The organism is Klebsiella sp. HMSC16C06, from assembly GCF_001808325.1.
In the GTDB taxonomy this organism is placed as follows: Bacteria; Pseudomonadota; Gammaproteobacteria; order Enterobacterales; family Enterobacteriaceae; genus Klebsiella; species Klebsiella variicola.
Genome location: NZ_KV793012.1, coordinates 495100 through 517839, shown reverse-complemented (window position 1 = coordinate 517839; position 22740 = coordinate 495100). Strand labels below are relative to the sequence as shown.

General features: G+C 60.3%; 22 protein-coding genes. 11 read left to right on the top strand and 11 right to left on the bottom strand.

Features of this window, described 5'->3' with window-relative positions:
- Window positions 1-232: 232 nt before the first annotated feature.
- The 3 genes from fldA to ybfF form a co-directional block, all read right to left on the bottom strand.
- A complete protein-coding gene (gene fldA, locus HMPREF3142_RS21320) occupies window positions 233-763 on the bottom strand; it encodes a flavodoxin FldA (RefSeq protein WP_002894765.1) in 531 nt (176 codons plus the stop codon).
- Between the two features lie 151 nt (window positions 764-914).
- Window positions 915-1208 (bottom strand): LexA regulated protein, encoded by a 294-nt coding sequence (ybfE, locus tag HMPREF3142_RS21315; protein WP_012542441.1) that lies wholly within the window; start codon window positions 1206-1208, stop codon window positions 915-917.
- A gap of 133 nt (window positions 1209-1341) precedes the next feature.
- On the bottom strand, window positions 1342-2115 hold the full coding sequence (gene ybfF / locus HMPREF3142_RS21310; RefSeq protein ID WP_012542440.1) for an esterase: 774 nt from the start codon (window positions 2113-2115) through the stop codon (window positions 1342-1344).
- 183 nt (window positions 2116-2298) lie between these two features.
- On the opposite strand from ybfF, the gene seqA reads away from it, so the two are divergent.
- From seqA to HMPREF3142_RS21295, 3 genes are read left to right on the top strand one after another with little or no spacing between them, the layout of a single operon-like run.
- On the top strand, window positions 2299-2847 hold the full coding sequence (gene seqA, locus HMPREF3142_RS21305) for a replication initiation negative regulator SeqA (protein ID WP_012542439.1): 549 nt from the start codon (window positions 2299-2301) through the stop codon (window positions 2845-2847).
- Window positions 2848-2879: 32 nt separating this feature from the next.
- Complete coding sequence (gene pgm / locus HMPREF3142_RS21300; RefSeq protein WP_002894773.1) at window positions 2880-4520, top strand: phosphoglucomutase (alpha-D-glucose-1,6-bisphosphate-dependent); 1641 nt, start codon at window positions 2880-2882, stop codon at window positions 4518-4520.
- Window positions 4521-4573: 53 nt separating this feature from the next.
- Entirely contained in the window at window positions 4574-5011 is a 438-nt protein-coding gene (locus tag HMPREF3142_RS21295; RefSeq protein ID WP_032739324.1) for a hypothetical protein, read from the top strand.
- Here the strand turns inward: HMPREF3142_RS21295 and kdpE are convergent.
- From kdpE to kdpF, 6 genes are read right to left on the bottom strand one after another with little or no spacing between them, the layout of a single operon-like run.
- Window positions 4993-5670 carry a two-component system response regulator KdpE gene (gene kdpE, locus HMPREF3142_RS21290; protein ID WP_032739330.1) on the bottom strand — a complete coding sequence of 226 codons (678 nt, stop codon included), beginning with the start codon at window positions 5668-5670 and terminating at the stop codon, window positions 4993-4995. The two genes, HMPREF3142_RS21295 and kdpE, sit on opposite strands and share 19 nt — an antisense overlap.
- Window positions 5667-8354 (bottom strand): two-component system sensor histidine kinase KdpD, encoded by a 2688-nt coding sequence (gene kdpD / locus HMPREF3142_RS21285; protein ID WP_012542437.1) that lies wholly within the window; start codon window positions 8352-8354, stop codon window positions 5667-5669. The genes kdpE and kdpD overlap by 4 nt, the downstream gene beginning before the upstream one ends.
- Window positions 8355-8930, bottom strand: coding sequence for a potassium-transporting ATPase subunit KdpC (gene kdpC, locus HMPREF3142_RS21280; protein WP_032753886.1), 576 nt, complete (start codon window positions 8928-8930; stop codon window positions 8355-8357).
- A 10-nt stretch (window positions 8931-8940) separates the two neighbouring features.
- A complete protein-coding gene (gene kdpB, locus HMPREF3142_RS21275) occupies window positions 8941-10989 on the bottom strand; it encodes a potassium-transporting ATPase subunit KdpB (RefSeq protein WP_032753888.1) in 2049 nt (682 codons plus the stop codon).
- Between the two features lie 20 nt (window positions 10990-11009).
- On the bottom strand, window positions 11010-12689 hold the full coding sequence (gene kdpA / locus HMPREF3142_RS21270) for a potassium-transporting ATPase subunit KdpA (protein WP_023322238.1): 1680 nt from the start codon (window positions 12687-12689) through the stop codon (window positions 11010-11012).
- Complete coding sequence (gene kdpF / locus HMPREF3142_RS28815; protein ID WP_020323459.1) at window positions 12689-12778, bottom strand: K(+)-transporting ATPase subunit F; 90 nt, start codon at window positions 12776-12778, stop codon at window positions 12689-12691. Before kdpF ends, kdpA begins: the two co-directional genes overlap by 1 nt.
- A 307-nt stretch (window positions 12779-13085) precedes the next feature.
- On the opposite strand from kdpF, the gene HMPREF3142_RS21265 reads away from it, so the two are divergent.
- Together HMPREF3142_RS21265 and phrB are read left to right on the top strand one after the other, a co-directional pair.
- Window positions 13086-13295, top strand: a complete 210-nt coding sequence (locus HMPREF3142_RS21265) for a DUF2517 family protein (RefSeq protein ID WP_004142243.1) — start codon at window positions 13086-13088, stop codon at window positions 13293-13295.
- A 184-nt stretch (window positions 13296-13479) separates the two neighbouring features.
- Entirely contained in the window at window positions 13480-14922 is a 1443-nt protein-coding gene (gene phrB, locus HMPREF3142_RS21260) for a deoxyribodipyrimidine photo-lyase (RefSeq protein WP_016160504.1), read from the top strand.
- On the opposite strand, the gene HMPREF3142_RS21255 is transcribed toward phrB, so the two are convergent.
- Entirely contained in the window at window positions 14894-16372 is a 1479-nt protein-coding gene (locus tag HMPREF3142_RS21255) for an MFS transporter (protein ID WP_012542433.1), read from the bottom strand. The two genes, phrB and HMPREF3142_RS21255, sit on opposite strands and share 29 nt — an antisense overlap.
- A gap of 268 nt (window positions 16373-16640) precedes the next feature.
- Between HMPREF3142_RS21255 and HMPREF3142_RS21250 the strand changes: the two genes are divergently transcribed.
- The 6 genes from HMPREF3142_RS21250 to nei are packed head-to-tail and all read left to right on the top strand — an operon-like array spanning window position 16641 to window position 21204.
- Window positions 16641-17384, top strand: coding sequence for a type 2 GTP cyclohydrolase I (locus HMPREF3142_RS21250; RefSeq protein WP_008805677.1), 744 nt, complete (start codon window positions 16641-16643; stop codon window positions 17382-17384).
- A gap of 14 nt (window positions 17385-17398) precedes the next feature.
- Window positions 17399-18055, top strand: coding sequence for a 5-oxoprolinase subunit PxpB (pxpB, locus tag HMPREF3142_RS21245; protein ID WP_032739332.1), 657 nt, complete (start codon window positions 17399-17401; stop codon window positions 18053-18055).
- On the top strand, window positions 18049-18981 hold the full coding sequence (pxpC, locus tag HMPREF3142_RS21240; RefSeq protein WP_023297234.1) for a 5-oxoprolinase subunit PxpC: 933 nt from the start codon (window positions 18049-18051) through the stop codon (window positions 18979-18981). The genes pxpB and pxpC overlap by 7 nt, the downstream gene beginning before the upstream one ends.
- The gene (pxpA, locus tag HMPREF3142_RS21235; protein WP_012542430.1) at window positions 18971-19723 is read left to right on the top strand and encodes a 5-oxoprolinase subunit PxpA; all 753 of its coding nucleotides are present in this window, start codon (window positions 18971-18973) and stop codon (window positions 19721-19723) included. Before pxpC ends, pxpA begins: the two co-directional genes overlap by 11 nt.
- Window positions 19724-19752: 29 nt before the next feature.
- The gene (gene pcp / locus HMPREF3142_RS21230; RefSeq protein ID WP_012542429.1) at window positions 19753-20397 is read left to right on the top strand and encodes a pyroglutamyl-peptidase I; all 645 of its coding nucleotides are present in this window, start codon (window positions 19753-19755) and stop codon (window positions 20395-20397) included.
- 15 nt (window positions 20398-20412) lie between these two features.
- A complete protein-coding gene (gene nei, locus HMPREF3142_RS21225; protein ID WP_070612534.1) occupies window positions 20413-21204 on the top strand; it encodes an endonuclease VIII in 792 nt (263 codons plus the stop codon).
- Window positions 21205-21270: 66 nt separating this feature from the next.
- On the opposite strand, the gene gltA is transcribed toward nei, so the two are convergent.
- Entirely contained in the window at window positions 21271-22554 is a 1284-nt protein-coding gene (gltA, locus tag HMPREF3142_RS21220; RefSeq protein WP_008805683.1) for a citrate synthase, read from the bottom strand.
- Window positions 22555-22740: the final 186 nt, after the last annotated feature.

Sequence of the window (22740 nt, the reverse complement as noted above, 5' to 3'; positions counted from 1 at the left end):
AACCCGACGTAATGCGTCTCATTATAGAACTGCCACTGGTAAATGAAAACTGCAAGCATCAGGCCTGGTTTGCTGTCAAAAACGAGGCACCAGCTACAAACTGCGTCACGTGCCTCGTAGAATCAGAGGACATTGTACAGATATGTGATTAAAAGTTAAAAACTTGTAGCTATTAGTTTGATTGCTTTTGTCTATTAATGCGACGCAACTCAATGATTGCGCCGCTTAATCATCAGGCGTTTTTGATTTCTTCGAGGTGCAGCTCTTCGGCAACCTGCTTCACCCATTTCTCAACGCGCTCGTTGGTCAGCTCCGGCTGGCGGTCTTCATCAATGGCGAGGCCGACGAAGTGGTCGTCATCCGCCAGGCCTTTGGAGGCCTCAAAATGATACCCGGCTGTCGGCCAGTGACCGACGATGGTCGCGCCGCGCGGCTCAATGATGTCGCGGATGGTGCCCAGCGCGTCACAGAAGTATTCTGCGTAGTCTTCCTGGTCGCCACAGCCGAACAGCGCCACCAGTTTACCATTGAAGTCGATCTCTTCCAGCGTCGGGAAGAAGTCGTCCCAGTCACACTGCGCTTCGCCGTAGTACCAGGTCGGGATACCGAGCAGCAGAATGTCGTGGGCTTCCAGGTCTTCTTTGCTGCTTTTGGCAATGTCGTGAACATCAGCAACATCTTTACCAAGCTGCTTTTGAATCATTTTTGCAATATTTTCGGTGTTGCCGGTGTCGCTGCCAAAAAAGATGCCGATGATTGCCATGAGTAAAATAACCTCTTGAAACTTAAATGATGTGGTAGGGACGCGATGCCCATAGATAACGGCAATCATAGCAGAACAGGCAAGGGCGCGGAAACAGCAATCACGCCCGACTGCACACTCTGCTACACGAATGCGGATTTTTCGCGGAAAGTTAGACTTTTCCCTGGCTGTGCAGGGCGCGCAATTGGGTCATCAGCATCTCTTCAATGAGATCGCTGCGGCTCATATTACGCGCTTCCGCCAGTTCATTGAGCGCATCGACCGCGTCGGCGTTGAGTTTTAACTCGACGCGCTTCAGCCCGCGAACCTTATCGCGTTTCAGCTGGTTACGTTTGTTGATGCGCAGTTGTTCATCGCGCGACAGCGGATTGGTTTTCGGTCTTCCCGGGCGACGCTCGTTTGCGAACAAATCTAATGTCGTACGGTCCGTTTGTTCTTTTGCCATGATTCTGAGTGACTTCGGGGAAACAAGCTGCCGGGCTCTAGCCGGCGCAGATAGCGCGCCATCATACATCAGGCGAACGGCTGCGCCAACGACCGCGGGCATTCTGCGGCGCGGTCGGGCATATTTTAGCCAATCAGGCGGCGATGCTCGTCAGATAGCGGCGGATGGCGCGTAACACCGCCTCGGGTTTCTCGGCATGCACCCAGTGTCCGGCGCCGGCGATGACGTGCGCCCGGGCCTGCGGGAACTGCGCCAGCAGCGCGTCGCGGTAGGCGTCGGTCACATAGGGCGAGTTGCCGCCGGGAATAAACTGCGTCGGGTGCGGCCAGGCCGGAATGGTTTCCCAGCCGACGATATGCGGGTACTGGTCCCACAGCACCGGCACGTTAAAGCGCCATTCGCCGTCGACAAAAGATTTCAGCAGGAACTGAATCACGCCCTCTTCCCGCAGATGCTCACGCATCACCTGCGCCGCCTGCTGGCGACTGCTGGCGGAGGATTCGCTGACGGCGCGGATAGCGGCGAAGATCTCATCATGGCGGCGCACATGATAATCCACCGGCGCGATATCGATCGCCACCAGCCCGCTGATGCGTTCCGGCGCCAGGGCGGTCAACGCCATCACCGCTTTCCCGCCCATCGAATGGCCGATAAAGGTGGCGCGCTCGATCTGGTGCGCGTCAAGCGTATCAAGCAGATCCTGCGCCATGGCGGGGTAGGTCATCTCTGGCGATCGCGGCGACAAACCGTGGTTGCGCATATCGACCTGCACAATATCGTGGTCGGCGATCAGGTCGCGGGCGAGGATGCCCAGGTTGTCCAGGCTGCCAAACAGACCGTGGACCAGCACGATCGGGGAGTGGTTGTGCGGATTCTGTGCAGATTGCGCTCGGCTATTTAATTTCATGGCAAAGTTCTTTTTTTCGCTCCGTCGGGTTAGGGTATTATGTTGGACATTCTGCCATCCGGCTGCAAGACCCAGAAGTTTTCTGAGTTTTACCGCCATCCTGGTTTGACGCTATCCGCGGTTGGGATTTGTACTTATAATCCCAACGATTTGTATTCAGAAAAGATATCGCACTGGATTAAGATGAAAACAATTGAAGTTGATGATGAACTCTATCGCTATATTGCCAGCCACACTCTGCATATCGGCGAGAGCGCATCCGACATTTTACGGCGCATGCTGAAATTTTCCGCCGTTTCCCAACCGGCTACACCGGTCAGCAAAGCCGCGCCGGCACTGGCGCCAGCGCCTGCCGTGGAGGTGAAACCCGCTAACCCGGCGAAAGATAAAGTCCGCGCCATGCGCGAGCTGTTGTTATCTGATGAATACGCCGAGCAGAAGCGTGCGGTGAACCGTTTCATGCTGGTGTTGACGACCCTCTATTCTCTGGACAATAAAGCATTTGCCGAGGCGACTGAGTCTCTGCATGGCCGCACGCGCGTCTACTTTGCAGAAGATGCGCGTACGCTGCTGAAAAGCGGTAATCAGACCAAACCAAAACAGGTTCCTGGTACACCGTGGTGGGTTATCACTAATACCAATACCGGCCGTAAATGCAGCATGATTGAGCACATCATGCAGTCGATGCAGTTCCCTGCGGAGCTGATTGAAAAGGTTTGCGGCACGATCTAGCTTTTTAACATTTGCACCAGAAGGATCAGGCAATGGCAATCGATAAACGTGCGGGGCAGCCTGCGCAACAGAGTGATTTGATTAACGTCGCCCAACTGACTGCTCAGTACTACGTGCTGAAGCCTGAAGTCGGTAATGCGGAGCATGCGGTAAAATTCGGCACCTCTGGCCATCGCGGTAGCGCGGCGCGCCACAACTTCAACGAACCGCATATCCTGGCCATCGCCCAGGCCATTGCGGAAGATCGTGCGAAGAACGGGATCACCGGTCCGTGCTATGTCGGCAAAGATACCCACGCTCTCTCCGAGCCGGCGTTTATTTCGGTGCTGGAAGTGTTAACCGCCAACGGCGTTGACGTGATCGTGCAGGAAAACAACGGCTTCACTCCGACGCCGGCAGTCTCCAACGCGATTCTGGTGCATAACAAAAAAGGCGGTCCGCTGGCGGACGGCATTGTGATCACCCCGTCACACAACCCGCCGGAAGATGGTGGTATCAAGTACAATCCGCCAAACGGCGGCCCGGCTGATACCAACGTCACCAAAGTGGTGGAGAACCGCGCCAACGAACTGCTGGCCGCGGGCCTGCAGGGCGTGAAACGCATTTCTCTGGACGCGGCGCTGGCTTCTGGTCACGTTAAAGAACAGGATCTGGTGCAGCCGTTCATTGAAGGGCTGGCGGACATCGTCGACATGGCGGCGATCCAGAAAGCGGGCCTGACGCTGGGCGTCGATCCGCTGGGCGGGTCCGGTATCGAATACTGGAAACGCATTGGCGAACACTACAAGCTCAATCTGACCATTGTGAACGATCAGGTTGACCAGACCTTCCGCTTTATGCACCTCGATAAAGACGGCGCCATCCGTATGGACTGCTCCTCAGAGTGTGCGATGGCGGGCCTGCTGGCGCTGCGCGATAAGTTCGATCTGGCGTTTGCTAACGATCCGGATTACGACCGCCACGGGATTGTCACCCCAGCCGGGTTGATGAACCCGAACCATTACCTGGCGGTAGCGATCAACTACCTGTTCCAGCATCGTCCGCAGTGGGGCAAAGAGGTGGCGGTGGGTAAAACGCTGGTCTCCTCCGCGATGATTGACCGCGTGGTGAACGATCTGGGCCGCAAGCTGGTGGAAGTGCCGGTGGGCTTTAAATGGTTTGTCGACGGCCTGTTCGACGGCAGCTTCGGCTTCGGCGGCGAAGAGAGCGCCGGGGCCTCCTTCCTGCGCTTTGACGGCACGCCATGGTCCACCGATAAAGACGGCATCATCATGTGCCTGCTGGCGGCGGAAATCACCGCGGTGACCGGGAAAAACCCGCAGGAGCATTATAACGAACTGGCCGAACGCTTCGGTGCGCCGAGCTACAACCGTCTGCAGGCTTCCGCAACCTCCGCGCAAAAAGCGGCGCTGTCCAAGCTCTCTCCGGAAATGGTCAGCGCCGACACCCTAGCGGGCGATCCGATCACTGCTCGTCTGACCGCGGCGCCGGGCAACGGGGCGGCGATTGGCGGCCTGAAGGTGATGACCGACAACGGCTGGTTCGCGGCGCGTCCGTCAGGCACCGAAGACGCCTACAAGATCTACTGCGAAAGCTTCCTCGGCGAAGAACATCGCAAGCTGATTGAAAAAGAAGCGGTAGAGATTGTCAGTGAAGTGCTGAAGAACGCGTAACCGCAGCAAACATCAGGCCCCTTGCGGGCCTGATTTTTTTCGCAAGGATAGCGATGAAAATACAACGGAAGACCCTGTTTTTATTCTGGGCGTGGATGGATCTCTTTTTCGTCCTGCAATTCTTATGGTGGAATATTGCCCACCGCCGCCTCCCTTTTTACGACGATCTGCTGGCTTATCTCCAGCTGCTGCATACTTACGGCTCTGGGGCGGTCTGGCTGTATCCGCTGAATGTTCTGCTGATTATCAGCATCCCGCTATCGATGATCCTCTTTTTCCGTCAGAGCCGCTATGCGCTGTGGCTGGCCTGGGGGCAGGCGCCGCTCAGACTGGTGTTTATGCAGCCTTCGCTGTCGCTGGGTCTGTGGCTGATTCAGGCTGCCGGCGTCAGGCATGTAGCGATCCTGGCCGGTTTTCTGCTGCTCTCTGAAGGGCTGAAAATCGCCAGCCTCTGGTACTGCAGAGGCGGGATTCAGGGCATAAAGCGATAGCCAATGCCTGTTTCAGTCAGCAAATGCTGCGGCCGTGCCGGATCGGCCTCCAGCTTTTGTCGCAAATGACCCATATAGATCCGCAGATAGTGGCTGTGCTCCACGGCGTTAGGCCCCCACACCTGATTCAGCAACTGGCGCTGGGTAAGCACTTTGCCGGGATTATTCAACAGCGCCGCCAGCAGACGAAACTCGATGGGCGTCAGGTGGATCTCTTCGCTGCCGCGCAGGATGCGGCGGGCGGGGATATTGACCTCCAGGTCGGCGAAGCGCACCACTGGCTCATCGTCCTGCGCCGCGCCGTGGCGACGCAGCGCAACGCGCAGGCGGGCCTGCAATTCGCCGATGCCAAAGGGTTTACTTAAGTAGTCATCGGCGCCGGCATCCAGGGCGGCAATTTTGTCATGCTCTTCGCTACGCGCTGACAGGACGATAATCGGCATCTGGCTCCACTGACGCAGGTCGCGAATAAAATCAATGCCGTCACCATCCGGCAGGCCCAGATCGAGGATCGCGAGGTCGGGCTTACGGGTAGCGGCTTCAATCAGCCCACGCTGCAGGGTTTCCGCTTCAAATACGCGCATGCCGTCGGCTTCCAGCGCGGTGCGCAGAAAGCGTCGGATAGCGTGTTCGTCTTCGATAATCAGAACGTTAATCACAATTCCTCAGGTAGCTCTTCCAGTTCAGGGGGCGTTTCTCCCGGCAGTGTAACACGGAATGAGGCACCGCCCTCGGGCCGGTTGCTGGCGGAGATGGTCCCGCCGTGAACGTCGACGATGGCCTGACAGATGGCAAGGCCCAGCCCGACGCCAGGGATCGCCGACTCTTTGTTGCCGCGGGCGAATTTATCAAAGATAGCCTGTTCCTGGCCTGCCGGGATCCCCGGACCGTTATCCCATACCTCCAGCGACAGCTGCCGGGCGTCCGCCTCGGCGCGGATGCCGATGTTCGCCCGGGCGCCGGCATACTTATGGGCATTTTCCAGCAGGTTGATCAGCACCCGCTCGAACAGCGGCCCGTCGACATGCACCAGCTGGAGGGGATCGGGGAGATCCAACTGAATGTGCTGGCCGCCGAGGCTCGGTTCGAGCATGCGCAGCGCGCTGCCGACCACTTCCTCCAGCGTCAGCCACTCCTTATGCAGATTAAAGCCGCCGGACTGGATCCGCGCCATATCCAGCAGGTTGTTCACCAGACGGGTGGTGTTGAGCACATGCTGGCGAATTTCATTGGCCTGCGGAGCATGCTTTGAACCTTCGCTGGCCAGATCGAGGGTCAGAATTTCCGCCTGGCCAAACAGCACGGTCAGCGGAGTACGCAGATCGTGCGACAGGGCGGCGAGCAGCGAGTTACGCAGGCTTTCCCGCTCGCTGGTCAGCCGGGCCTGCTCTTCGCTGGCGGTCAGGGTGAGGCGCTCCAGGGCGCTGGCCACCAGCAGGGTAAAGGTCTCCAGCAACCGCTGCTGCTCCGGGATCATCAGCTGGCGCAGATTCTCCGGCTCCACCACTAAGAGCCCCCAGGTGCGGGCGGCGCTCTTCAGCGGTAAAATTTGGTACGGCACGCCGGGCAGGGTATCGGTGCCGGCGCCGGCAGGCTGCCCCTTATCAAAGCTCCAGCGGGCGATGGCGTCATCCCATGGGGTCAGCCCTGGCTGGTGGGTTAAGGGCAGCAGTTTTCCCTGGGCGTCCGGCAGCAGCAACTGGCTGCGGGCCTGAAAGGTGGAGGCGATGAAGCGCTCGCTGGTGGTGGCGATATCCTGCTGGCTACGACCCACCGCCAGTGCTTTAGACATCTCATACAGGTGGCGGGTACGGCGTTCACGGTAGCGCGCCACCCGCGCCTGGTAGCGTACGCCAGCGGTGAGGTTACCGATAAGCAGGCCCACAGTGAGCATCACGCCGAAGGTGAGCAGATACTGGACATCTGACACCGCCAGCGTCCCGCGCGGGGCGACAAAAAACAGATCGAAGCTGATAACGTTGATCACCGTCGCCAGCACCGACGGCCAGCGGCCATAGACCAGGGCGATGATCACCACCCCCAGCAGATAGAGCATCACCAGGTTGGCGGCTTCGAAGGCCATCAACCACTGCATGGCCACCAGGGTAATGATGGCGCATAGCGCCACCGCCACCGCGCAGCCCTGCAGCTGCAGGCGCCACTTTTCCAGCGCCGTACGGCTGTCGTTGGCCCGGGCAGGGAGAGGGGACGGTTTTTCATCGAGGGCGATCACCACCAGATCGAGGTCCGGCGCATGGCGAGCCAGACGGTCGGCGAAGCCGCTGCGATCCCACCAGCGGCGTTTGCGCTGGCGGCCGATGACGATTTTGCCGAGGTTATGCTCGCGGGCGTAATGGAGAACCGCTTTCTCTTCCGACGGGTCGGAGAGGGTGGCGGTTTCGGCGCCCAGCTCCTGGGCCAGACGCAGCGCGGCGAGAATAGCCCGCCGCCGGGCTTCCGGCAGCCGGTGCAGGGAAGGGGTCTCGACATACACTGCATGCCAGACGCTGCCCAGGCGGGCGGCGAGCCGGGCGGCGGCGCGTACCAGCTTTTCGCTGCCGGTGTTGTGCCCGATACAGAGCAGGATCGCATCGCGGGTGTGCCAGACTTTCTCCTGGCCCTGGCGGTCGCGCCAGGCGCGCATCTGCTCATCGACGCGGTCAGCGGTGCGGCGCAGAGCCAGTTCACGCAGCGCAATCAGGTTTCCCTTGCGGAAAAAGTTTTCGATGGCGCGCTCGGCCTGGCCGCCGATATAGACTTTGCCCTCATTGAGCCGCTGGCGCAGATCGTCAGGGGGGAGGTCCACCAGCACCACGTCGTCCGCGGCGTCAAAGAAGGGGTCGGGAACGGTCTCCCGCACCTGCACGCCGGTGATCCCGCTGACGACGTCGTTCAGGCTTTCCAGATGCTGGACGTTGACGGTGGTAAAGACATCAATTCCGGCCTCCAGCAGTTCATCCACATCCTGCCAGCGCTTCGGATGGCGGGAGCCGGGCGCATTGCTGTGCGCCAGCTCATCCACCAGAATCAGTGCCGGACGGCGGGCGAGGGCGGCGTCGAGATCGAACTCATACACGTACCGCCCGCGATGAGCGAGCCGCCGCGGCGGCAGGGTGCTCAGGCCCTCCAGCATCGCAGCGGTCTCTTTTCGGCCGTGGGTCTCCGCCACGCCAATCAGAATATCCAGCCCCTGGGCGCGCAGCCGCTGCGCTTCCGCCAGCATCGCCCAGGTTTTCCCCACCCCGGCGCAGGCGCCGAAGAACACTTTCAGTTTGCCGCGATGCGGGGCGGCGGTGTGCTGCAGCAGGCGGTCAGGGTCCGGGCGCAGCGGCTCGTCACTCATTTACTTATCCTTCAGGGCATCCAGCGCCATATTGAGTTGCAGTATATTGACCTCCGGCTGACCAAGGAAGCTCAGCAGCGGGGTTTGTGTGGCCTGGTTCACCAGCTGGCTTACCTGCTCAACGCTCAGCTGACGCGCTTTAGCCACCCGGGGGACCTGCCACAGCGCGGCGGCCGGGGTCAGGTTGTTATCGAGACCGCTCGCCGAGGTGGTGACCAGCTCGACCGGCACCCGCGGGTCGGCGTCCGGGTTCGCGGCGCGCAGGGCCTGTACGCGCTCGCTCACCGCTTTATCCAGCGCCGGGTTGCTGGCGGCAAGGTTGCTGCCGCCTGACGCCATGGGATTATCCGCCGTCTCAGCGGTGGCCGACGGGCGGCCCTGGAAATAGCCTGCGGCAGTAAAGTTCTGGCCAAGCAGTCCGGAGCCGCGCACCTCACCGTTCAGGCGGATCAGCGAGCCGTTGGCCTGTGAGTGAAACCACCATTGTCCCAGGCTGGTGGTCAGCAGAGGATAGACGCCGCCGGTGAGCAGCGTTAACAGAATAAATAGCACAAGTGCTGGACGAATCAATGACATAGTTTTTTCCTCACACCAGACCGCTCAGGGTCAGCAGCAGGTCGATGACTTTAATACCGATAAAGGGCACCAGCAGACCGCCGAGGCCGTAGATCCACAGGTTGCGGCGCAGCATCGCCGAGGCGGAGAGTGGGCGATAGCTCACGCCTTTCAGGGCCAGCGGGATCAGGAAGACGATGATCAGCGCGTTAAAGATAACGGCGCTAAGGATCGCTGATGACGGCGAATGCAGGCCCATCACGTTCAGCATGGCCAGCTGGGGATAGACCGCGGCAAATGCCGCCGGAATAATGGCGAAATATTTCGCCACGTCGTTGGCAATACTGAAGGTAGTCAGCGAGCCGCGCGTCATTAACATCTGTTTACCGATATGGACCACCTCAATCAGCTTGGTGGGGTTGGAATCCAGGTCGACCATGTTGCCCGCTTCCTTCGCCGCCTGGGTGCCGGAGTTCATGGCCACCGCCACGTCGGCCTGAGCCAGCGCGGGCGCATCGTTGGTGCCGTCGCCGGTCATCGCCACCAGCCGACCTTCCGACTGATACTGGCGGATCAACGCCAGTTTGGCTTCCGGCGTCGCTTCGGCGAGGAAATCATCGACCCCGGCCTCGGCGGCGATCGCCGCGGCGGTCAGGCGGTTATCGCCGGTGATCATCACCGTTTTAATGCCCATTTTGCGCAGCTGGGCGAAACGTTCTTTGATACCGCCTTTAACGATATCTTTGAGCGAAATAATCCCCAGCACCTTTTCCCCTTCGGCGACCACCAGCGGCGTGGCCCCCTGGCGGGCGACCTCTTCCACCTGCTTATCGACATCGGCAGGGAAGTGGCCGCCGTTGGCCTCCACGTGGCGGCGAATGGCGTCCACCGACCCTTTGCGGATCATGCGTTGATCAATATTGATGCCGCTCATCCGCGTTTGCGCGGTAAAGGGGACAAAGGTGGCGTGCAGCGACTGCAGATCGCGTTCGCGCAGGTTAAAGCGCTGTTTCGCCAGCACCACGATGCTGCGCCCCTCAGGGGTTTCATCCGCCAGCGAGGAGAGCTGGGCGGCGTCGGCGAGGGTTCGCTCTTCCACGCCGCGCGCCGGCAGGAAGGCGGAAGCCTGACGGTTGCCGAGGGTAATGGTCCCGGTTTTATCCAGCAGCAGGACATCGACGTCGCCAGCGGCCTCCACCGCGCGGCCACTGGTGGCGATGACGTTGGCGCCGAGCATACGACTCATCCCGGCGACGCCGATGGCCGACAGCAGCCCGCCGATGGTGGTCGGGATCAGGCACACCAGCAGGGCGACCAGCACGGTAACGCTGACCGCATTGCCGCTCCACGCCGAAAACGGCCAGATGGTGGCGGTGGCCAGCAGGAACACCAGCGTCAGGGCGATCAGCAGGATCGTCAGGGCGATCTCGTTCGGAGTTTTACGGCGCTGGGCGCCTTCCACCATGGCGATCATCCGGTCGAGGAAGGTTTCTCCCGGGTTCACGCTGCAGCGGATCACCAGCCAGTCGGAGAGAATGCGTGTCCCGCCGGTCACCGAGGCAAAATCGCCACCGGATTCACGGATCACCGGGGCAGACTCGCCGGTAATGGCGCTTTCGTCCACCGAGGCGCCGCCTTCGATGACTTCGCCATCGCAGGGGATAATATCCCCGGCTTCCACCAGCACCACGTCGCCTTTGCGCAGGTCTTCCGCTGGCACGTGGTCGACCGTCGCGTCATGCTGCGGGGCGCGCAGTTTGCGGGCGAAGGCCGTTTTTTTCACCCCTTTCAGGCTGTTGGCCTGGGCTTTGCTGCGGCCTTCCGCCATCGCTTCGGCAAAGTTAGCGAACAGCACGGTAAACCACAGCCAGATGCTGACGGCGGCGGTAAAGGTGGCGCTACCGGTCAGGGCGCCGCCAGCCATGGCGATCGCCAGCAGGGTGGTTAACAGACTGCCCACCCAGACGATAAACATCACCGGATTGCGCCATTGCACCATCGGGCTGAGTTTTTTCACGGCATCCAGCAGCGCCTGGCGCACCAGCGTCGGCTCCAGCAGGGCTAATTGTTTGCGACTCATAACAGGGTGCTCCGCATCGCTCAAAGTAAGGAAAAGTGTTCAGCCAGCGGGCCAAGCGCCAGCGCAGGAATAAAGGTCAGGGCGCCCACCAGCAGCACGGTGCCGATCAGTAAACCGATAAACAGGGCGTCGTGGGTGGCCAGGGTGCCGGGGCTGGCCGGTTGAATTTTCTTCGCCACCAGCGAGCCGGCGATGGCCATCACCGGAATGATGACGGCGAAGCGGCCGACCAGCATGCAGAACGCCAGCAGCAGGTTCCAGAACGGCGTCGCCGCACCCAGGCCAGCGAAGGCGCTGCCGTTGTTATTGGCCGCCGAGGTGACGGCGTACAGCACTTCGCTAAAGCCGTGCGGTCCAGGGTTGAACATCCCGGCGCGGCCGGCGTCGGTCATCATCGCCAGCGCCGTGCCAAGCAGCACCAGCGTCGGGGTGACCAGAATGGCGAGGGCGATCATTTTCATTTCCCGGACATCGATTTTCTTCCCGAGGTACTCCGGGGTGCGGCCGACCATCAGCCCGGCGATAAACACCGCCAGCATGACGAACAGCAGCATGCCGTACAGGCCCGAACCGACGCCGCCGAACACCACTTCGCCAATCTGCATCAGCCACATCGGCACCATGCCGCCCAGCGCGGTGAAGGAGTCATGCATGGCATTGACCGCGCCGCAGGAGGCGGCAGTGGTGATCACCGCGAACAGACTGCTGGCGAGAATACCGAAGCGACTCTCTTTACCTTCCATATTCAGGCTACTGTCAGCGCCCAGCGTCAGCAGGTGGGGGTTGCCGCGAGTTTCCGCCCACATCACCACGGCGACGCAGAGGATAAAGATCAACGTCATTGCCCACAGGATGGCGCGTCCCTGACGTCGATCGCTCACCACCTCGCCGAAGGCGAAGCACAGTGCCGCCGGGATCAGGAAGATTGCCAGCATCTGCACGAGATTGGTCAGCGCGGTCGGGTTTTCAAACGGGTGAGCGGAGTTGGCGTTAAAGAAACCGCCGCCGTTGGTGCCCAGCAGCTTAATCGCTTCCTGCGAGGCGACAGGCCCCATCGGCAACAGCTGGTGCGCCCCTTCGAGGGTGGTAAAGGGCTGGTAGGCCAGCAGATTCTGCGGCACACCCTGCTGAATAAAGAACAGGGCCACCAGCAGGGAGAGCGGCAGCAGCAGCCACAGGGTAATGCGCGTCAGGTCGACCCAGGCATTGCCAAGGGTGGACATTTTCTGCCGGGCGAAGGCGCGGGTCAGGGCGAATACCACGGCGATCCCGGTGGCGGCAGAGAGGAAATTCTGCACCGTCAGGCCGACCATCTGGCTGAGATAGCTCATGGTGCTTTCGCCGGCGTAAGCCTGCCAGTTGGTATTGCTGACAAAGCTGACCGCCGTGTTGAGCGCCAGATCCCATGACAATCCCGGCAGATGCTGCGGGTTAAACGGCAACACGCCCTGGAGCATCAGCAGGGCAAACAGGGCCAGGCCGCCGAGGGCGTTAAACAGCAGGATCGCCAGCAAATACTGCAGCCAGCCCATCTCCTCGGCGCGGATCCCGGCCACGCGCCACAGGACGCGCTCGACGCCGGCCAGGCCGGGAAGCGGGATATCGTTCACCATCCTCGCCAGACACGTCCCCAGCGGGCGCGCCAGCACCAGCAACACCAGCAGGTAGCTGGCTAATAATAAAAATCCCTGGGCAGCCATCAGAATGCCTCCGCGTGTATCAAGGCATAAACCAGATAAGCCAGTAACAGGAACACCAGCCCAACGCCAGTGAGTACGCCTGCAGTCACAATCCACCTCCGGGTGTCTTTTTTGATTTACCGGGAGAATAGAAATTACGGCGCAAAGATTTCGCAAAAATCGGCGGGCGCGGTGTAAAAAAAGTATAAAAATGACAAAGGCACAATTTAACTGATGGTTAGTATTAATTTAACTTTTTTGTAACTAATTTACGTGGTGAATGTAAATTAAGTATAAATACGTGCTTTTTAGTGGTCGGATGAGTAGTAAAATTACAACCATAGCGGTATTATTTTGCTCAGACAAACATGATTAATTTTACCGGCGCTGCTTGCCGGCCTGACAAAGGGGAGAGAAATGATGGCGTTGTACAAAGCTTATCCTGCTCATATTATTTTACTGCGTCGTGCTTTCGCCGTCGTGGCTGGCGTCGCGGCGCTGCCGGTGATGCTGTTCTGGAAAGATCGCGCCCGCTATTACAGCTGGCTGCACCGGGTGTGGTCGAAAACCAGCGAGCAGCCGGTGTGGATGGCGCAGGCGGAAAAAGCCGCTCACGATTTCTATTAATCCGTCCTGCTGCGACGAAGACAAGAAAACCGCCGGTTGCCCCCGGCGGTTTTTTTTCGTCGCTTGTCTACACTCGTTTTCATGCACCGCAGTGGAATTGGCAGGTGCTTATTTTGCCGGAGCGCGCTATTTTTTCCGGCTTATATCATGAGATGAGTTTTGCTGACGGATATTGAGGAGTTATATGGCCACCCATCTGGTCTGGTTACGCACGGATTTACGCATTCACGATAACCTGGCGCTGGCCGCCGCCTGCCGGGATCCGCAGGCGCAGGTGCTGGCGCTGTATATCGCCACTCCGGGGCAGTGGCGTGAGCATCACCTGGCGCCGCGGCAGGCCGCGTTTATCGTCAGCCATTTGCACAGTCTGCACACCGCGCTGGCGGAACGGGGCATACCGCTGTGGGTCGAAGAGGCGGATGATTTTACCGCCAGCGTCGAACGGCTGGTCCATTTCTGCCAGCAGCACCAGGTCAGTCACCTGTTCTACAACTATCAGTACGAATTCAATGAACGTCAGCGCGATGCCGCCGTTGAGAACACCTTGCGCGATGTCATTTGCCAGGGCTTTGACGACAGCGTCCTGTTGCCGCCCGGCAGCGTCATGACCGGCAGCGGCGAAATGTATAAAGTTTTCACGCCGTTTAAGAATGCGTTTATTCGCCGTCTGCGGGACGGGCTCCCGGCGTGCGTGGCGGCGCCGAAGCCGCGCCAGGCGCCTGCCCGCCAGGCGCCGCCGCTGCCTGAGCTCAACTACCCGCAAACGCCGTTCGATGGGCTGCTGTTTGCCGCGGATGAAAAAACGGCGCTGGCGCGGCTGCGCGCGTTTTGTCAGCAACCGGCGGCGGAGTATGAGGGGCAGCGTGACTTCCCCGCCGTGGAAGGGACCAGTCGCCTGTCGCCCTGCCTGGCCACCGGGGTGTTGTCACCGCGCCAGTGCCTGCATCGTCTGCTGACGGAACACCCCGCCGCGCTGGACGGCGGGGCAGGCGCCACCTGGCTTAATGAGCTGATCTGGCGCGAGTTTTACCGCCATCTGATGGTCTACTATCCGAAACTCTGTAAAGGACGCCCGTTTATCGCATGGACTGATAAGGTCGCCTGGCGTGAAGATGACGCCGCCCTGCAGGCCTGGCAGCGCGGGGAGACCGGCTTTCCGATAGTCGATGCCGCGATGCGCCAGCTTAACGCCACCGGCTGGATGCATAACCGGTTGCGCATGATTGTCGCCAGCTTCCTGACGAAAGATCTGCGCCTCGACTGGCGGGCAGGGGAGCGCTACTTCATGAGTCAACTGATTGATGGCGACCTGGCGGCGAACAACGGCGGCTGGCAGTGGGCGGCCTCGACAGGCACCGACGCCGCGCCCTATTTCCGCATATTTAACCCCACCACCCAGGGCGAGAAGTTTGATAAGCAGGGGGTGTTTATGCGTCGCTGGCTGCCTGAGCTGGCAAAGGTGCCGGAGAAGGCGCTGCATCAGCCATGGGCGTGGGCGGATAAACAGGGGATCAAACTGGATTATCCGCGCCCGATAGTCGATCACAAACAGGCGCGGCAGGAGACGCTGGCGGCCTGGGAGGCCGCCAGAAAAGGAATTACTCCACCGCCAGACGGCGGGTCCTGACCTTCAGCGAGTGATACAGCCAGATGACCAGCACCACGCCGACACAGGCCAGCGCGCCCCAGGTGATCTGGCTGAAGACCTTGATGTAGGCGTCAATGGAGTAGTTCACTGCCCCGGCGGCGTCGAAGGACGCCTGCGAGGTCTGGTCGGCGATGACGCCGGCCAGATAGTTGGCGATGGCCCCGGAGAGCAGCATATAGATACCGGTCAGCACCCCGGTGACCCCCGGGATCTCAATGCGGGTGATTTGCGACATGGCGACCGGGTCGATAAACAGTTCGGCAAAACCCATCACCGCCAGCCCCAGCACCATCAGCGGCATGGACGACTGGCCATAGGCCGCGGACCAGCGGGCGCTGAGGGTCAGGATGCAGAACCCGGCGCTCATCAGGCCCAGACCGAGGGCAAATTTCCCCCAGATGCGCACGGTGCGATTGCCACCGACGCTCTCTTTCACCAGCCACGCCAGCACCATCCCGCAGAGCATCACCGCGAAGGCGTTGACCGACTGGAACATGGCGGTAGGGACTTCGTAGCTCATGATATGGCGATTAACGAAGCGGTCAATATACAGGCTGATGGAGCTCCCGCCCTGCTGGGCGAAGGCCCAGAACAGCAGGCTAAACGCGGTGAGGACGACGATCAGGCGCAGATCCTTACGCTGTTTATCGGTTTCAGCGCGCAGGTAGATCCGCGCCAGCACCGCCAGGCCGATAACGGTGGCCACGATCAGGGCATACACCGACCACTCCTGCCAGAACAGCACGGCGATCAGCAGCGGGGCGGTAACCAGCAGCACCAGCAGCCAGCCCCAGTTCGGCAGCAGGAAGCGGCGCGCGCACAGCGCCTGGCGGTTGACGCCGGCAGTATGCTGGAAGTGACGGTTGCCGCAGAGAAAAATCACCAGTCCCGCCACCATGCCGATGGCCGCCAGGGCAAAGCCCATCGCCCAGCTATACTCCTCCTGTACGTAGCCGCAGGCGATCGGCGCGATAATCGAGCCGATATTGCCCGCGGCATACATCAGCGAGAAGCCGCCGTCGCGACGCGGATCGGCAGGTTCGTAGAGTTCGCCCAGCAGACAGCTGACGTTGGATTTAAACAACCCGTAGCCGCAGACGATGATCGCCAGCGACAGGTAGAGGAAGACTGGGGCGGTTTCGCTGGCTCCGAGCACCAGATGGCCAATGGCCATCAGCAGCGCGCCGAGCATGACCGCCATCCGGTTGCCTAACAGCTTATCGGCCAGATAGCCGCCGAGGATCGGCGTGACATAGACCAGCGAACAGTAGGCGCTGAACAGGGCATAGGCGTGGTTATCGTCATATTTGAGCTGATTGGTGAGATAGAGGATCAGCAGGGCGCGCATGCCGTAGAAGCTAAAATATTCCCAGATTTGCAGCGCCACGACGTAGTAAATCGCCCGCGGTTGCGATGATGTTGTCTTCATGAGAAGTGTGGTTTCCTGGCGTAAAGCGAAAGTCGATCGTTCTGCATGAATAGCGCTTTATTAGTCATATTCATGGCTTGAGGGGCTTTCTGTTTATTTAATATGCTTTATTAATGCATAAATATACACGAATGCGCGATGGGGTGGGTAGACAAAATGCGGGATTAACAAAAAAGTCATGGTCGGTGCCGGTTGTGGACTATCGACGGCCCGAATGGATCTGGTTATGTTATGCCTTTGTATACCCTGATTATCTGCTGGAGTGGCGATGAAAAATAGCGAACTGGAACAACTGATAAACGACAAGCTCAATAGTGCGGCCATCAGTGATTTCGCCCCTAACGGTCTGCAGGTGGAAGGACGTGATACGGTGCAAACGATCGTCACCGGGGTGACGGCCAGCCAGGCGCTGCTGGATGAAGCCGTTCGGCTGCAGGCGGATGCGGTGATCGTCCATCATGGCTATTTCTGGAAAAACGAGTCGCCAGTGATCCGCGGCATGAAGCGCCGCCGCCTGAAGACTCTGCTGGCCAACGATATCAATCTCTACGGCTGGCACCTGCCGCTGGATGCCCACCCGGAGCTGGGCAACAACGCGCAACTGGCGCATCTGCTGGGGATTAACGTGCTGGGTGAAATCGAACCGCTGGTGCCTTGGGGCGAACTGTCGATGCCGGTTTCCGGCCTCGAACTGGCCTCGTGGATCGAAGCGCGGCTGGGGCGCAAGCCGTTATGGTGCGGCGATACCGGGCCGGACACCGTCAGCCGCGTCGCCTGGTGTACCGGCGGCGGCCAGAGCTTTATCGACGCCGCGGCGCGCTTTGGGGTGGATGCGTTTATTACCGGCGAGGTGTCGGAACAAACTATTCACTCTGCCCGCGAACAGGGGCTGCATTTTTATGCCGCCGGCCACCACGCCACCGAGCGGGGCGGCATTCGCGCCCTCAGTGAATGGCTGACGGAAACGACCGACCTGGATGTCACCTTTATTGATATTCCTAACCCTGCCTGACGGGAGAGAGAAAAGTGCAGCGAGCGCGTTGTTATCTGTTAGGAGAAACGGCCGTCGTGCTGGAGCTGGAGCCGCCGGTCACGCTCGAGAGCCAGCAACGGATCTGGGGATTGGCCCAGCGTCTGTCTCACCATGAAGAGGTGGTTGACGCCATTCCCGGCATGAACAATATCACCGTGGTGCTCCGCCGCCCGCAGGAGATGGCGTGGGAGGCGATAGACCGTCTGCAGCGCTGGTGGGAGGAGAGTCTTGCGCTGGAGCCGGAGTCGAGGTCATTAACCATCCCGGTCGTGTACGGCGGCGAGGCCGGGCCGGATCTCGGGGTGGTGGCGCAACACAGCGGCCTGAGTGAAAAACAGGTTGTGGAGCTGCATGCCTCGGTGGAATACCTGGTCTGGTTTATTGGTTTTCAGCCGGGATTCCCCTACCTGGGCGGGCTGCCGCTGGCGCTGGCGACCCCGCGTCGCGCCGAACCGCGCGTGCGGGTCCCGGCCGGATCGGTGGGCATTGGCGGCGCGCAAACCGGCATCTATCCGCTGGCGACGCCCGGCGGCTGGCAGCTGCTGGGGCGGACCGCGTTGACGCTGTTTGACCCGGCGCGTAAGGAGCCTGCGCTGTTGCGCGTGGGCGATAAAATTCGCTTTGTGCCGCAAAAGGAGGGGGTATGTTAACCCTGATCCGCGCCGGTCTGTACACCTCGGTACAGGACGGTGGACGAGAAGGCCTGCGCCAGTCTGGCATCAGCCGCTGCGGCGCTCTGGATTATCCCTCGCTGGTGATTGCCAATCTGCTGGTTGGCAACGAGGCGAACGCCGCCGGGCTGGAGATTACCCTCGGTCAGGTGGAGATCGAATTTGCCCGCAGCGGCTGGTTCGCGCTGACCGGCGCCGCCTGCGAAGCGACGCTGGACGGCAAAGCGGTCTGGGTGGGCTGGCGCACCGCCTACCGGGCCGGGCAACGGTTGGTGCTGAAAACGCCGCAGCATGGCATCCGCAGCTATCTGGCGGTGGCGGGCGGGGTCGCGGTCCCGGTGGTGCTTGGCTCGCGCAGCACGGATCTTAAGGCGGGGATTGGCGGTCTGGAAGGACGCCGCCTGCAGGATGGCGATCAGCTGAAGCTCGGGAAAGCCGCTCGGCGCTTTACCACCTCGCGCGGTGTCAAGCAGCTGCCGCTGGGCAACCGCATTCGCGCGCTGCCGGGCCCGGAGTATCATGAGTTTGATGCGGCCTCGCAGGCGTCGTTCTGGCGCTCCCCCTGGCAGCTCAGTCCGCAGAGCAATCGCATGGGCTACCGCCTGCAGGGGCAGCCGTTGAAACGGATCACCGATCGCGAGATGCTGTCGCACGGTCTGCTGCCGGGCGTAGTGCAGGTGCCGCATAACGGCCAGCCCATCGTCCTGATGAACGATGCGCAAACCACCGGCGGCTATCCGCGCATCGCCTGCATTATTGAGGCTGATATGTACCAGCTGGCGCAGATCCCGCTGGGGCAGCCGATCCACTTTGTCGCCTGCTCGCTGGAGGATGCCTTAAAAGCACGGGCCGATCGCCAGCGTTATCTTGAACAACTGGCCTGGAGACTCCACGATGATGATTGATCTCAATGCCGATCTCGGGGAAGGGGGCGCGAACGATAGCGCGCTGCTCCAGCTGGTCTCGTCGGCGAATATCGCCTGCGGCTTTCATGCCGGCGACGCCGGACTGATGGTGCAGAGCGTACGCGAGGCGCTGAAGTACGGCGTGGCGGTGGGCGCCCATCCGGGATACCCCGACCGGGAAAATTTTGGCCGTACGGCGATGGATCTGCCGCCGGAAACGGTCTATGCCCAGATGCTGTATCAGATTGGCGCCCTGGCGGCGATCGTTCAGGCGCAGGGCGGCGAGCTACAGCATGTGAAGCCGCACGGCATGCTTTATAACCAGGCGGCCAAGTCGCCGCCGCTGGCGGACGCGATCGCCCGCGCGATCCGTGATGTTAACCCGAAGCTGGTGCTGGTGGGGCTGGCGGGCAGCGAACTGATCCGCGCCGGGCAGCACTATGGTCTGACGACGCGCCAGGAGGTGTTTGCCGACCGCGGCTACCTGGCCGACGGTAGCCTGGTGCCGCGCAGCCAGCCCGGCGCGCTGATCGACAGCGAAGAGCAGGCTCTGGCGCAAACCCTCGAGATGGTGCAGCACCACCGGGTGCGCAGCATCAGCGGCGAGTGGGCGAACGTGGTGGCGCAGACGGTGTGTCTGCACGGCGATGGCCCGCACGCGCTGGATTTTGCCCGCCGTCTGCGGGCGGCCTTTGCCGGGCGCCATATTCTGGTCAGCGCGCAACTGGACGCTGAAGCGTGACAACCTGAATGACCGCGAAGGAGAGGATGATGGCGGGAGTATTGCTCACCGGTTTTGAACCCTTTGATGGCGAAACGGTTAACCCTTCATGGGAAGTGGTGAAGCAGCTGGACGGGACGATGATTGCCGGGCAGCCGGTGATCGCCCGCCAGCTCCCCTGTGTGTTTGGCGAGGCGCTGTCGGTGCTTTACGCGGCGATAGAAGACCTGCAGCCGAGGCTGGTCATTGCCGTTGGGCAGGCCGGCGGTCGCGTCGATATCAGCGTTGAACGTGTGGCTATCAACGTCGATGATGCGCGCATTCCCGATAACAAAGGCCAGCAGCCTGTCGACACGCCGATCGTCGACGGGGGGCCGGCGGCGTGGTTCAGTACCTTACCGATCAAAGCGATCGTCAGCGCGTTGCGCGATCGCGGGATCCCGGCTTCGGTCTCCCAAACCGCCGGCACCTTCGTCTGCAATCACGTGATGTATGGTTTGCTACATAAGCTGCAGGAGCAGGCTGGCGTCAGGGGCGGCTTTATCCATATTCCATGGCTACCGGCGCAGGCGGCGGCCCATCCCGGCGAGCCGAGTATGGCGACCGCCACCGTGCGGGAAGCGCTGGAAACGGCCATTGCCGTGGCGCTGCGCCAGTCGGTGGATAGTAAACTGGGCGGCGGCGCCACCCATTAACAGAAGGATGACAGTATGCCGGAAGGTCCGGAGATCCGCCGCGCGGCGGATAAACTGGAGGCGGCAATCAAAGGCGAACCCTTAACCGATGCCTGGTTCGCCTTTCCGCAGTTGCAACCCTATCAAAGCCTGTTGATTGGCCAGCGGGTGACCCATATCGCCACCCACGGCAAGGCCCTGTTAACACACTTCTCCGGCGGGCTGACCCTGTACAGCCATAATCAGCTGTACGGTGTCTGGCGCGTGGTCGATGCCGGGGAACAGCCCGCCTCTAACCGGGTGCTGCGCGTCAGGCTGCAGACCGCCCGCAAGGCGATTTTGCTCTATAGCGCCTCGGACATCGAGATGCTCACGGCGGAGCAGGTTGCCCATCACCCGTTTTTACTGCGCGTGGGGCCAGATGTGCTGGATATGACGTTAACCGTGGAGGAGGTGAAAGCGCGGCTGCTGTCGGCCAAATTCCGCCATCGTCAGTTTTCCGGCCTGCTGCTGGATCAGGCTTTTCTGGCCGGGCTCGGTAACTATCTGCGGGTGGAGATCCTCTGGCAGGTGGGATTAAGCGGAAAGCGTAAAGCCACTGAACTGAGCGATAGTCAGCTGGATGCGCTGGCGCACGCGCTGCTGGCTATTCCGCGGTTGTCGTATCACACCCGCGGCCAGGCCGATGACAACAAGCATCACGGCGCGCTGTTTCGCTTTAAGGTCTTCCATCGCGACGGGGAAAGGTGCGAGCGCTGTGGGGGTGTGATTGAGAAGACGACACTCTCCTCGCGGCCGTTTTACTGGTGTCCTGGATGCCAGCATTAAGCCCGGCAGTCAGGCAGATAAAAAAACGCGCCAGGCGGCGCGTTTTTTTTCATCCGGACGGCAAGATTAGCGCTTAATGTCGGACTGGTAATCGCGTTTGGTGTAGCCAGTGTACAGCTGACGCGGACGGGCGATCTTCATGCCATCGCTGTGCATTTCGTTCCAGTGCGCAATCCAGCCCACGGTACGCGCCATGGCGAAGATAACGGTAAACATGGAGGACGGAATACCCATCGCTTTCAGGATGATACCGGAGTAGAAGTCGACGTTCGGGTAGAGTTTCTTCTCGATGAAGTACGGGTCGTTCAGCGCGATATGCTCCAGCTCCATGGCTACCTGCAGCAGATCGTCTTTGGTGCCCAGCTCTTTCAGCACTTCATGGCAGGTTTCACGCATCACGGTGGCGCGCGGGTCGTAGTTTTTGTAAACACGATGGCCGAAGCCCATCAGGCGGAAAGAGTCATTCTTGTCTTTCGCACGACGAACAAATTCCGGAATGTGCTCAACGGAGCTGATCTCTTCCAGCATCTTCAGCGCCGCTTCGTTGGCGCCGCCGTGCGCCGGTCCCCACAGGGAGGCGATGCCAGCAGCGATACAGGCGAACGGGTTAGCGCCGGAGGAGCCGGCGGTACGTACCGTCGAGGTCGACGCGTTCTGCTCGTGATCGGCGTGCAGGATCAGAATACGATCCATCGCGCGTTCAAGCACCGGATTGACTTCATACTCTTCGCACGGTGTCGCGAACATCATGCGCAGGAAGTTGCCGGCGTAGGAGAGGTCGTTGCGCGGATAAACAAACGGCTGGCCGATAGAATACTTGTAACACATGGCTGCCATGGTTGGCATTTTGGACAGCAGACGGTAGGCAGCAATCTCGCGGTGACGTGGGTTATTCACGTCGAGGGAGTCATGATAGAACGCCGCCAGGGCGCCGGTGATCCCGCACATCACGGCCATCGGGTGGGAATCGCGACGGAATGCATGGAACAGACGCGTGATCTGCTCATGAATCATGGTGTGGCGGGTGACGGTGGTTTTGAATTCGTCATATTCGGCCTGAGTCGGTTTTTCACCGTACAGCAGAATATAACATACTTCGAGATAGTTAGATTCGGTCGCTAACTGGTCGATCGGGAAGCCGCGGTGCAGCAGGATCCCCTCGTCACCATCGATAAACGTAATTTTAGATTCACAAGAAGCGGTGGATGTGAAACCTGGGTCAAAAGTAAATACGCCTTTTGAACCAAGACTACGAATATCAATAACATCCTGACCGAGCGTGCCTTTTAGCACATCCAGTTCAATAGCAGTGTCACCACCCAGGGTGATTTTTGCTTTAGCATCAGACATTTATGGTCTCCTTAGCGCCTTTATTGCTTAAGACTGCCGGGTGGTGGATTTGCTTTCGGCCCGCGCCTGCATACGTTACCAGTTTGTTATGTTGCACACAGCTCTGCGTCAGCGAAAAGGGCAGGGTACAGAGCAACGGCGCTTGATGGTACGTCCTTCAGGGCTGCGGTGAAACAACAGCAAATC

What these genes read in the sequence shown, in the direction of transcription:
- pxpA (WP_012542430.1), top strand. Translation starts at nt 18,971, where the DNA reads ATGATGATTGATCTCAATGCCGATCTCGGGGAAGGGGGCGCGAACGAT.
- gltA (WP_008805683.1), bottom strand. Translation starts at nt 22,554, where the DNA reads ATGTCTGATGCTAAAGCAAAAATCACCCTGGGTGGTGACACTGCTATT.
- kdpB (WP_032753888.1), bottom strand. Translation starts at nt 10,989, where the DNA reads ATGAGTCGCAAACAATTAGCCCTGCTGGAGCCGACGCTGGTGCGCCAG.
- pgm (WP_002894773.1), top strand. Translation starts at nt 2,880, where the DNA reads ATGGCAATCGATAAACGTGCGGGGCAGCCTGCGCAACAGAGTGATTTG.
- seqA (WP_012542439.1), top strand. Translation starts at nt 2,299, where the DNA reads ATGAAAACAATTGAAGTTGATGATGAACTCTATCGCTATATTGCCAGC.
- ybfF (WP_012542440.1), bottom strand. Translation starts at nt 2,115, where the DNA reads ATGAAATTAAATAGCCGAGCGCAATCTGCACAGAATCCGCACAACCAC.
- HMPREF3142_RS21250 (WP_008805677.1), top strand. Translation starts at nt 16,641, where the DNA reads ATGAAAAATAGCGAACTGGAACAACTGATAAACGACAAGCTCAATAGT.
- pcp (WP_012542429.1), top strand. Translation starts at nt 19,753, where the DNA reads ATGGCGGGAGTATTGCTCACCGGTTTTGAACCCTTTGATGGCGAAACG.
- HMPREF3142_RS21255 (WP_012542433.1), bottom strand. Translation starts at nt 16,372, where the DNA reads ATGAAGACAACATCATCGCAACCGCGGGCGATTTACTACGTCGTGGCG.
- ybfE (WP_012542441.1), bottom strand. Translation starts at nt 1,208, where the DNA reads ATGGCAAAAGAACAAACGGACCGTACGACATTAGATTTGTTCGCAAAC.
- phrB (WP_016160504.1), top strand. Translation starts at nt 13,480, where the DNA reads ATGGCCACCCATCTGGTCTGGTTACGCACGGATTTACGCATTCACGAT.
- HMPREF3142_RS21295 (WP_032739324.1), top strand. Translation starts at nt 4,574, where the DNA reads ATGAAAATACAACGGAAGACCCTGTTTTTATTCTGGGCGTGGATGGAT.
- fldA (WP_002894765.1), bottom strand. Translation starts at nt 763, where the DNA reads ATGGCAATCATCGGCATCTTTTTTGGCAGCGACACCGGCAACACCGAA.
- kdpC (WP_032753886.1), bottom strand. Translation starts at nt 8,930, where the DNA reads ATGTCATTGATTCGTCCAGCACTTGTGCTATTTATTCTGTTAACGCTG.
- nei (WP_070612534.1), top strand. Translation starts at nt 20,413, where the DNA reads ATGCCGGAAGGTCCGGAGATCCGCCGCGCGGCGGATAAACTGGAGGCG.
- kdpD (WP_012542437.1), bottom strand. Translation starts at nt 8,354, where the DNA reads ATGAGTGACGAGCCGCTGCGCCCGGACCCTGACCGCCTGCTGCAGCAC.
- pxpC (WP_023297234.1), top strand. Translation starts at nt 18,049, where the DNA reads ATGTTAACCCTGATCCGCGCCGGTCTGTACACCTCGGTACAGGACGGT.
- kdpA (WP_023322238.1), bottom strand. Translation starts at nt 12,689, where the DNA reads ATGGCTGCCCAGGGATTTTTATTATTAGCCAGCTACCTGCTGGTGTTG.
- HMPREF3142_RS21265 (WP_004142243.1), top strand. Translation starts at nt 13,086, where the DNA reads ATGATGGCGTTGTACAAAGCTTATCCTGCTCATATTATTTTACTGCGT.